The following is a 10,174-nucleotide window of genomic DNA, read 5'->3' on the forward strand; positions in this document are numbered from 1 at the left end:
TTCGCAACACATGGGCCGAAGCGGTGTTAATCCAGCCACCGCTTCGGCGGAGTTCTCGTTTCAGGCAGCAACCCGCCCGAGGCCATCGTCAACGGCATTCAAAATTGTCTGAACCTGTCCGGGTTCAATAATGAGTGCCGGTGACAAGATAATTGTATTCGCCGAGGTGCGAACGATTACGCCATTGTCGTAGATATCCTGATACAAGCGATCCATGATGTCCTTTGAGACAGGCGCCTTGGTCTTGCGATCCGAGACAAGTTCGAGGGCCATCAGCAGCCCTTCGCCGCCCCGGATGTCACCGATCAGTTCATGTTTCTCGGCCAGTGCCTTCATACCCGTCATGAATTCATCGCCGCGGGCTGCGGCATTTTCGGTCACGTTCAGGCGTTTGGTTTCGGCAAGTGCAGCCAGGGCTGCAGCGCAGCCGACCGGGTGGCCGGAGTAGGTGTAGCCGTGGGCGACAACGCCATCGCCGCTGCGGTTGCTTTCAAAGACTTCCGCGACTTCCTCTGAAATCATGCAGGCGCCCAGTGGGAAATAGCCGGTGGTAATGCCCTTTGCGAGGCACATCATGTCGGGCTTCACGCCCCAGTGGCGCGAACCGGTGACGTCGCCGGTCCGGCCAAAACCGCAGATCACTTCGTCGGCAATCAGCAGAATGCCGTGGCGCGAGCAGACCTCGCGGACCTTGGGCATGAATGAGGCATGTGGCGGAATCACGCCCCCGGCACCCAGGATCGGCTCCATGATGAAGGCCGCAACCGTGTCGGGGGTCTGAAACTGGATCTCCGCCTCCAGGGCGGCGATACAGAGATCCGTCAGGCGTTCAGGATCACTTTCGTCAAACGGGTTCCGATAGGTCCAGGGTGCGGGAACGCTGAAACAACCCGGCAATAGCGGCTCGTACATACGTTTGAACCGGGCCCCGCCGTTCACCGAAGCGCCGCCGAAATGGGTGCCGTGATACGAATTGCGCAGAGAGATGAACTTGTAGCGATCCTTGTCGCCGCGCAGTTTGTGATATTGCCGGGCCAGCCGCAGCGCGGTTTCCACACTGTCCGAGCCGCCCGAGGTATAAAACGCCCGCGCCATCCCGTCCGGTTCCAGCCATTCCCGCAGGACGTGGGACAATTCCACCGCCTTGTCGTTCACCGACCCGCGAAAGTTGGAATAGTAAGGCAACTTGGCAAGCTGTTCGGCCATGGCTTGTTTCACCGGCTCGCAGGAATGGCCCAGATTGACGTTCCACAGCCCGCCCGCAAGCGCATCGAGGATGTCCCGACCGTCAGCGTCCTTAAGCATCATGCCTTCGCCACCGGTGATCATCTTGGGCGGGTTCTTGAAAGGGTCAGCCGGGTGGTTCATGGGTTGCCACATATCGCGGGTGGCGTGATCATTTGTGATGTGCTGGTTCATCGGGGTGTCCTCATTTCGGGAATGTCGGGGGGTCAGGAAGTCTGGCGGACCGTGCCGTCCGCAACCCAGGCATCGAAAATCGCCAGGGCAGTGTCCGAGAATTCCTCATCATTGATGTGGGCATCAAGCACGTGAAGCTTGGTGGTGTCCGGGCATTCGGCGGCCATGGCGTCCATGAACGCGGCAAGGCTGACCGGGTCGTGCAGGCCAGCGCCGGGCCGGTCCCATTCGCCGCAACCGCCCCGAGGCAAAATCAACGCGGATGGCCCTTTCGCCTTGGCAAGCTGCGCGGCGTGGGCTCGGGCGACATCCCGCCGCTCTTCGGTGTTCAGGACGACAGATGTGATGAGACGATTGTGGACATGGCTGGGATGTTCCGAAAACCGTTCTGGCAGCGGTTGCCAGCTTGGCAAGTCGACAAGGTCGTGACAGCCGGGGGCAACAATCTGCGGCGTGCCGGACAACCCGGCTGCGGTCAGGCGATCCGGCCCCGAAGTGATGTTGGAGCCGAACACATGATTGCCAAGCTCTTGCGTGCAGAAGTCAAAGACACAAGCGAATGCGCCCTGTGCCGCAAGAGCCTCAAACGCCCGGCCGCCCATTCCGGTCGCATGGAACACCGCAACTTCGAAACCGCGTTCTTCCAGCGCGGGTTTCAGCGTCACCATGTATTTCAGCGCGGTCTTGCCAAGGCTTGTCATGCCGATCAAGGGTGCGTCCGACGGGCGTTCTACCGCGCGTGCAGCGCCAAGAACCGCTCCGGCGGCCTGGCTCAGCGACGCTTTGCAGACGGAATTCAGCCCGTAAAGACCCCCGGCCCACAGGATCATCTGCACGTCAGGCGCAAGCCGGTCGGACGGGATCATCGGTGAGAATGACACGGTCGAGACGAAGTATTTCGGCACCCCGATCGGCAAGGCGCAGGTGACGTCCAGAGCCAGATCCGTTCCCATGGAGCCGCCAAGGATGATAACCCCGTCGATCTTGCCTTCGCGATACAGCCTTGCCGTCAGCAGGGACGCGCCGTTTGCCATGATCTGCATCGCATGGTTTTCATCCCCAGAGGCAATCACCGCCTCGATACTGCTGTCTGCTTCCTGCGCCACGTCGTGTTTCGAATGATCGCAGGGGGCTGTCGGGTCGCCAAGAACGCTGACATCCATGGTCCGCACATGCCCGCCCAGATTGCGGATGCATTCGGCAATATAGGTCAGTTCGTCGTCTTTCGTGTCGTAGGTGCCGACAACGAGGATCGTTTTTTCTGTCATTTTTCCTCCCATTGATCTTGTTGATTGTTCAGGCATGGGGCCTGTTCCGCTTGCGGCACACCCTAGTAAGGAAAGTCCTCGGGGTAGGTGCCGCCGTGCAGGGCTGTCAGCCGTTTGGCAGCAGTCCTGATGCTTTCTTCAATAATCACCATTCGGGCATCGGTTGCGCGAACAGCCGGCAATGCGATTGCGGCCGCGCCGCAGATTCTTCCGCCCGGGCCGAAATACGGGGCCGCAACACCCAGGACTTCTTCCTCATAGGTGCCGGACGAATAGGATATTCCGGTCTTGCGGACCGCTTCGAGCTTTTCATAAATCAAGCGGGGATTGGTCAGCGTATCCGATGTATGCGCCTCAAGCTCACGGCCAAGTGCGGCCTCGACAAAGCCGGGTGTTGCAAAGGCCAGATATGCAAGCCCCGAAGCGGTAGCGTGATACGGGCAGGGCTCGCCGGGTTCGACGATCACGCGGTTTGCTTTCTGGCTTTCTGCCACACCGACACTCACCAGCCATTCGCCGGACACTGCCGATACGTGGGCCGTTTCTCCTGTTGAGGTATTAAGATCCCGGGCAATGGTGTTCACGGCGTCGACCACCGGGAAACAGGCCTCACGGAGCTGTGCAAACCGCAGAAAGGCCGGGCCGAGATTGTACAGCCGCGTTTTTTCGTCCTGCTCGACGAAGCCTTTCGATTCGAGCGCGGTAAGAAACCGCAACGTCGTGGATTTGTTGTAACCCGAAAGTTTCGCGAAATCGCTGAGCCCGATGCTGTGCCGCCGCTCGTTGAAAAAATCGAGCAGCGTCAGCGCTTTGAGAACGGTCGAGGGGCCTGCGGTCACTGTATCAACACCCTTTGTTGCGGAAGCTTTGTCGCCAGATTGCATGAAAAGCTTGACAGAATTGGGTGTCGCTTTCAACATATAATACATCGGTTCAAATAATGAAACGCAAAATGGCGCGAAACCACGCCGGAAACAGGGAGCTAATAAATGAAGAAACTCGTAGGAGCCGCATTGGCGCTGGCGCTCGGGGCGACTGTGGCAATGGCAGAATATCCCGAGAAGCCGATCTCGATCGTCGTACCGTGGCCTCCGGGCGATCTCGAAGACATTCTCAGCCGCATGATCGCAGAAGACCTGCAGGCCGAGTACGGCGTGCCCGCTGCGGTCATCAACAAACCGGGCGGCGGCGGGGGCCCCTTCCCGGGTGCCATCGAAGTCGCGACGGCCCCGGCAGACGGTTACACCATCGGGTCCTTCGTACCCGCGGTTCCGATTGCCGGGCCGAATATCGGTATCCCGGAACTCACCCCGAACCCGTTCGAGCCTTTGGGCATTTTTCTGACCTATCCGTTTGTGATCGCAGTGAAAGGCGATGCGCCATATGATGACCTGCAGGGCATGGCTGACTATGCGCAGGACAACAAACTGACGCTTGGTCATTTCGGCGGACCGCTGCCGCCGACCCGGGTGACGATGGCGCTTCAGGGCAAGCTTGGGTTTAATTTCGGCTCCGACGCGGCCTTTGATGCGCTGGATTGCAATACACTGGCCTCCGGCGATGCGGATGTGATCAACACGACGCTTCAGTTGATCCTTCCCTGTCTGGATGACGTGAAAGTGCTTGCGTCGCTGACCGGTGAACGCATCGCCCTGACCCCTGATTCACCAACGGTTGGCGAGGTCGTGCCCGAGCTGAACGTGGCGCTTTGGAACGGGTTCTTCGTTCACAAGGATACGCCGCAGGACGTGCGCGACAAGATCATCGCCGTGGCGAAGAAAACGGTCATGAGCGAACGGGCCCAACAGCTGGCCGCCGAGACCGGCGCGCTGATCTACTGGCAAAATGCCGAAGACGCCGCCGCGCAGATCGAGGCCGACGCCGCCGTAATGAACGGCCTCTGAGCCAATCAACCGACCGGGCGGCCCTGTCCGCCCGGCATGTTCTCTCAGCGGAGGTTTCGTGAATGGGTGCCACGACCGAGTCAGGGTTGCCTGTATTTGAGAGGCGATCCGGGGACACCGCGTTCGCGGCTGTGTGCCTCATTCTTTCTCTGTTTCTCTTCTCTCAGATGTGGAGCCAGACCGTTTGGCAGCCGGGGCGGCAGTTTGCCGGGCAGCCGGGGTTCTGGCCGCGGTTGGCTGTGACTGGCATGGTGCTGTGCGCGGGTTTCAATCTGTACCAGTCCCTGATGGATTCCCGGAAAGCCGAGCGATTTACCGGAGTGGGCGAAGAGGTGTTCCTTTGGGCCAGATGCCTTGAGTTCGCGCTCTGGTTCATGGCCTATGTGTTCGCCACACCCGTTATCGGCTATCTGGCGGCGTCGATTGTCTTTGCGGGCAGTCTGGCATTCCGTGTCGGTTACCGGTCCCGCGCCGCGCTGGGCATGGCGCTGGCTGTTGGGATGGCGACGGTGATCCTGTTCAAGGCCCTCCTGCAGGTCAAGATTCCGGGCGGTTCGGTTTACGAATGGTTCCCGGACGCCATGCGCAACTTCTTCATTCTGTATCTCTGAGGACTGTTTATGGAAGCTCTGCTTTCCGGTTTTGAACTGATTGCACGGATCGACGTGATCCTTGCCCTGCTTGTGGGGTCCATTGGCGGTGTCGCCATCGGCGCCATACCCGGTGTCGGTCCAGCCGTTGCCATTGCGATCCTTTTGCCCGCGACCTTTGCGTTCGAACCGATCGTCGGGCTGACCCTTCTTTTGGGTATCTATGGTTCGTCGATGTATGGGGGAGCGATCCCCGCCATTCTGATCAATACTCCGGGCACTGCAGCCAATGCGCTTACGACCTATGACGGCTATCCCATGGCGCAGAGCGGTCAGGCGCATCGCGCTTTGTCACTTGCCTATTCCGCGTCCTTCTTCGGTGGCGTATTCTCGATCCTCTGTCTGATCCTGATGACCCCGGTTCTGGCTGCCGTGGCGCCCCTTTTCGGCTCGCGCGAGATTTTTCTGGCCGCTGTGCTGGGCATCGTTCTGGTCATTGTTACCCATCGCGGTCAGGCCGCCATCGCCACATTTCTGATATGTGTCGGGATCTGGCTGAACACGATCGGGCTGGAACCGATCCAATACACGCAACGTTTCACCTTTGGGCAAAGCTGGCTGTCGTCGGGCATTAACCTGATCGTTGTCGTGCTTGGCCTTTTTGCGATCAGTCAGGCTTATGTCCTTTTGATCGACAAAGATGACGCGCCGGAACCGCCCAAGCTTTCGGGGTCCATGTTCCACGGTCTGACAGAACTGTTTCGCCACAAGCGGATTGCACTTTTCTCCTCCGGCTCGGGTGTCATCATGGGGATCATCCCCGGCGTCGGCGAGTTTCTGGCGCAGTTCTTTTCGTATTCCTACGCCGCAAGCACGTCCAAATCGCCCGAGAAATTCGGCAGCGGCTCTCCTGAAGGGCTGGTTGCCTCAGAAGCGGCAAATAACGCCGTTCCCGGGGCGGCGATGATCCCGCTTCTGGCCCTTGGCATCCCGGGCGAGGCGCTGACGGCCATGATGCTGTCGGTCTTTTACGTTCATAACGTCGTCCCCGGTCCGCAGCTTTTTGAGAACCAGCCGGAATTTGTGATCGCCCTGTATCTGGGGCTTCTGATCCTCAATATACTGGTTCTGATCTTCCTGACCTTTGCAACCGGCGGCATCCTGCAGGTGATCCGCATCCCGACGCGGTTCCTGGGTGTGATCGTGCTGACGCTCAGCTTTGTTGGCGTCTATTCGCTGCGGAATTCGGCCACCGATTGCGCCCTTGCCGCCGGGTTCGGAATATTCGGCTATATCCTCAAACGGCTGAACTATCCGGTCGTCCCCATAATCCTTGGCATGGTTCTGGGGGGCATCATGGAGACGCGGCTGCGCACGTCCATGGCCAATGTGGAAACGCCGCTCGACTTCATCAACCGCCCGGTCGCCGCGATTATCTTCGCACTGATCGTGTTTGTTCTTTTCTTTCATTTGCGCAGCCTCCTGAAGGGCTGGCGCAAAAAATCAGGAGCCAGGAATGCTTGACCAATCCGCCATTGATACGCTGCGGGGCAATGAAATCCCGCCGCAATCGAATTTCATCAATGGTCGCTGGCGCGATGCCTCGGGCGGCGGTATTCGTGATGTCATCAGCCCGATTGACGGCGCTGTTCTGACGTCAATAGCGGATGGCACCGCCGATGACGTGGATGCCGCCGTTGCAGCCGCCCGCGCAGCCTTTGAGGATGGCCGCTGGTCGCGCATGGCACCTGCACAGCGTAAAAAGATCATGCACCGCTTTGCGGATCTGATCGAGAAGAACGCGCTGGAACTTGCAGTCCTCGGCGTTCGCGACAACGGCACTGAAATCAGCATGGCACTCAAGGCCGAGCCAGGTTCAGCCGCAGGCACGATCCGCTATTATGCCGAAGCTATCGACAAGGTGGCGGGCGAAATCGCCCCGACGCCGGACGGGACGCTTGCACTGGTCCACCGCGAGCCGGTTGGGGTCGTGGGTGTTATCGTGCCGTGGAACTTCCCCCTGATGATTGGCACCTGGAAGATCGCTCCGGCGCTTGCGGCCGGGAATTCCGTGGTGATGAAACCAGCGGAAAGCGCCTCGCTGTCGCTGTTGAAACTCGCCGCGCTGGCGCAGGAGGCCGGGTTGCCCGATGGCGTTCTGAACGTGGTTACCGGCAAGGGGTCGGTTGTGGGCGAGGCCATCGGGCTTCATATGGGCGTCGATGTGCTGGCCTTCACGGGCTCGGGCGGGACGGGCAGACGGCTTTTGGACTATGCTGCGCGCTCGAACCTGAAACGGTGTTATCTGGAGCTTGGCGGCAAGTCCCCCAATGTGGTTTTTGCCGATGCCCCAGATCTGGAATTTGCCGCCAATGTCTGTGCAAACGGGATCTTCCGCAACTCGGGTCAGGTCTGCATCGCCGGGTCCCGCCTGATTGTCGAACGGTCGATCCACGCAGAGTTCACCCGGCGTGTCACCGAAATTGCCGAAACCATGGCGATCGGGGACCCGCTGCAAGCCGATACTCAGATCGGTGCGGTCCACAGCGAAGCACAGCTTGCGCAGAACCTCAATTTTGTCGGTATCGCCGAAGCCGAAGGCGCAACCTGCCTGACCGGCGGCAAGCGTGTGAGGGAAGAAACCGGCGGCACGTACATGTCGCCCGCCGTGCTCGACAATGTCACCCCCGAGGCGACCGTGTTTCAGAAAGAGGTCTTTGGCCCCGTTCTTACAGTGACCCCTTTCGACACCGAAGAAGAAGCGATCCGCCTTGCCAATGCAACGGAATTCGGCCTTGCCGGGGCGGTCTGGACATCCAATCTGTCGACCGCGCATCGGGTAACAAAGGGGATCAGATCGGGGCTGCTGCACGTCAATACCTATGGCGGATCGGATGTCACCGTGCCAATGGGTGGCATGAAACAATCCGGCAATGGCGTGGACAAGTCGCTTCATGCGCTCGACAAATATGTGGACCTGAAAACAGTCTGGATGAAACTCTGATGCCGATCAGGAACATTCTGGTAGCCATTGACGGCACGCCGTCGTCAGAAACCGCTCTGGCGTCTGCGGTCGCGATGCAACAAGCTTACGACGCGCATCTGACCGGCTATGTCGCGACGTTCGAGAACCTTCGTGCAGGCGACGACAATTCATGGCTTCCATCGGCAATCCGAAACATGTTGGCACGGAATACGGCCGAGGTCATAGAGGCAATAGAGGCCAAATTCTCATCGGCCACGCGACACCTTGTGCAGGAAAAAATTCATTTGATCGAGCGTCAGCACGCAAATGACACAAGCGTTGCCGAGGCTTCGCGATTTTTTGACGTAACCCTCGTGGGCATTCCTGAGACAGGAGGCCACCGGACCGCCTTGCACCCCGACCGGATCGCCCTTCTAAGCGGTCGTCCGGTCATGGCCTTCCCGCACGGGTTCCAGACAACCGGCGTGTCCCGGCGCGTCATGGTCGCATGGGATGGCAGCCGCGCTGCGGCCCGTTCGCTGTCAAGCGCGATCCGGCTTCTGGAAACCAAGGAAACCGTGACATTGGTGACGGTTGGCGGGCCGCCTCAGGCAGGTATCGAGGCGTCCGGGCTGGACCCCCAGACCTCATTGAAAAGGCAGGGTATCGCCGCTGATTGGATTACAGTCGAACGTTCCCGTCAGGGCATCGCGCATACGATCCTGGAACAGGCCGAACGGCTGCAGGCCGAGCTTTTGATCATGGGCGCATTCGAGCATTCGAAGTTCCGCGAAGACCTCTTTGGCGGTGTCACGAATGATGTCATGGCGAAAACAAACATTCCGATCTTCCTGGCACATTGAGATAACAGAAGGCCGATCGGATAGTGCTTCTTGGTATCAACGGCGGCCCGGCAATCCGTTAAGTTCTTCCAGAGGTGCCTCTGCGTCTTTCTCCTGCTGCCTGCTCAGCGCTCTCCGGTGTTCCTGAGACAGGCGATCAATGCGGGCCGCTTCGATACGGACCCTAACGAGTGCCTCAGCCCTGTTTTTGGTGCGTAGAGAGAAGGTTTCTTCGACCGTTCCATACGATTCAGCAGTGTCCTTCGGGACGGCTGCACGGTGATAATAGGTCGATCCACGGCCATACAGACGGGGGCGTCCAGGCATCTTCTCAAGAGGCCTCACTGTAACAGGCCCTTGGAAAAACCATTGAAAACCATGAAGTTATTGAGTTCAAAGCATATCATGGAAGGATGGTGGAGCCTAGGGGAGTCGAACCCCTGACCTCTTGCATGCCATGCAAGCGCTCTCCCAACTGAGCTAAGGCCCCATCATGGTACCGCGGCTGCGGTGGACGGACGTTTATGAGACGCCGCTGTCGAGTGCAAGGGCAAAAATCCGATTCAGGGAAAAAGATTGCCAGCAGTCGACGGGCAGGGCGAGGCGGCCGGGGCCGCCTCGGGCCGGGTCAGGATTCGTCTTCCGACGACATGTCGGTGATATCGTCCAGCGACACGTTGTCGTTGTCGTCATCGTCGTCCAGCAGGTCATCGTCCAGCTCGACATCGACGTTATCGTCATCGTCCAGAACGATATCTTCGTCCGACGAGGCCTCGCGCGCCTTGACCGAAGCGGCGTCTTCGGCATCCGCGGCGATCATGCGGCTTTTGCCGGTTTCCAGTTCAACGATCTCGCCGGTATAGGGGCTGACGATCGGGTCCTTGTTCAGGTCGTAAAAGCGCTTGCCGGTGGTCGGGCAGACACGCTTTACGCCCCATTCTTCCTTGGGCATATCAAATCCCCTTGATATCAGGTGAATCTCATCAATGATTCAGGTCACCTGCCACATGCGGCAGGCACTGTCAAAGCCTTTGCGCGAAGGAGAACGGCCCATGGGGCGCCACGCATTGCCCGGACAGCCTCCGGTGCCGCTGACCTTGCGCAAATCGGCGCGTGCGCGGCGGATTTCCCTGCGGATTTCCCAGTTGGACGGGCGGGTTACGCTGACCTACCCGCAGGGCGTTGC

General features: G+C 59.3%; 9 protein-coding genes, 1 tRNA gene and 1 pseudogene. 6 read left to right on the top strand and 5 right to left on the bottom strand.

Features of this window, described 5'->3' with window-relative positions:
* Positions 1 to 60 precede the first annotated feature (60 nt).
* From MPJ51_RS20685 to MPJ51_RS20695, 3 genes are all read right to left on the bottom strand, one after another.
* Entirely contained in the window at positions 61 to 1,419 is a 1,359-nt protein-coding gene (locus MPJ51_RS20685; RefSeq protein ID WP_298390787.1) for an aminotransferase class III-fold pyridoxal phosphate-dependent enzyme, read from the bottom strand.
* A gap of 32 nt (positions 1,420 to 1,451) precedes the next feature.
* Positions 1,452 to 2,687: a Tm-1-like ATP-binding domain-containing protein gene (locus MPJ51_RS20690; RefSeq protein ID WP_298390789.1), complete on the bottom strand. Its 1,236-nt coding sequence runs from the start codon at positions 2,685 to 2,687 to the stop codon at positions 1,452 to 1,454.
* Between the two features lie 62 nt (positions 2,688 to 2,749).
* Positions 2,750 to 3,607, bottom strand: a complete 858-nt coding sequence (locus tag MPJ51_RS20695; protein WP_298390791.1) for an IclR family transcriptional regulator — start codon at positions 3,605 to 3,607, stop codon at positions 2,750 to 2,752.
* A gap of 69 nt (positions 3,608 to 3,676) precedes the next feature.
* Here MPJ51_RS20695 and MPJ51_RS20700 point away from each other — a divergent pair, with 69 nt between their 5' ends.
* The 5 genes from MPJ51_RS20700 (at position 3,677) to MPJ51_RS20720 (ending at position 9,009) form a co-directional block, all read left to right on the top strand.
* On the top strand, positions 3,677 to 4,591 hold the full coding sequence (locus MPJ51_RS20700) for a tripartite tricarboxylate transporter substrate-binding protein (RefSeq protein ID WP_298390793.1): 915 nt from the start codon (positions 3,677 to 3,679) through the stop codon (positions 4,589 to 4,591).
* A 62-nt stretch (positions 4,592 to 4,653) separates the two neighbouring features.
* Positions 4,654 to 5,202, top strand: coding sequence for a tripartite tricarboxylate transporter TctB family protein (locus MPJ51_RS20705; RefSeq protein WP_298390795.1), 549 nt, complete (start codon positions 4,654 to 4,656; stop codon positions 5,200 to 5,202).
* A 9-nt stretch (positions 5,203 to 5,211) separates the two neighbouring features.
* A complete protein-coding gene (locus MPJ51_RS20710; RefSeq protein ID WP_298390797.1) occupies positions 5,212 to 6,705 on the top strand; it encodes a tripartite tricarboxylate transporter permease in 1,494 nt (497 codons plus the stop codon).
* Complete coding sequence (locus MPJ51_RS20715; protein ID WP_298390799.1) at positions 6,698 to 8,185, top strand: aldehyde dehydrogenase family protein; 1,488 nt, start codon at positions 6,698 to 6,700, stop codon at positions 8,183 to 8,185. Before MPJ51_RS20710 ends, MPJ51_RS20715 begins: the two co-directional genes overlap by 8 nt.
* Complete coding sequence (locus MPJ51_RS20720; RefSeq protein ID WP_298390801.1) at positions 8,185 to 9,009, top strand: universal stress protein; 825 nt, start codon at positions 8,185 to 8,187, stop codon at positions 9,007 to 9,009. The genes MPJ51_RS20715 and MPJ51_RS20720 overlap by 1 nt, the downstream gene beginning before the upstream one ends.
* 393 nt (positions 9,010 to 9,402) lie before the next feature.
* Here the strand turns inward: MPJ51_RS20720 and MPJ51_RS20725 are convergent.
* Together MPJ51_RS20725 and MPJ51_RS20730 are read right to left on the bottom strand one after the other, a co-directional pair.
* Positions 9,403 to 9,478 (bottom strand) — tRNA-Ala (locus tag MPJ51_RS20725).
* Positions 9,479 to 9,616: 138 nt separating this feature from the next.
* Positions 9,617 to 9,940, bottom strand: coding sequence for a TIGR02300 family protein (locus tag MPJ51_RS20730; RefSeq protein ID WP_298390803.1), 324 nt, complete (start codon positions 9,938 to 9,940; stop codon positions 9,617 to 9,619).
* 100 nt (positions 9,941 to 10,040) lie between these two features.
* On the opposite strand from MPJ51_RS20730, the pseudogene MPJ51_RS20735 reads away from it, so the two are divergent.
* Positions 10,041 to 10,174, top strand: a pseudogene (locus MPJ51_RS20735) (M48 family peptidase); the annotation flags it as partial.

This window comes from Ruegeria sp., assembly GCF_028066395.1.
GTDB lineage: Bacteria > Pseudomonadota > Alphaproteobacteria > Rhodobacterales > Rhodobacteraceae > Ruegeria.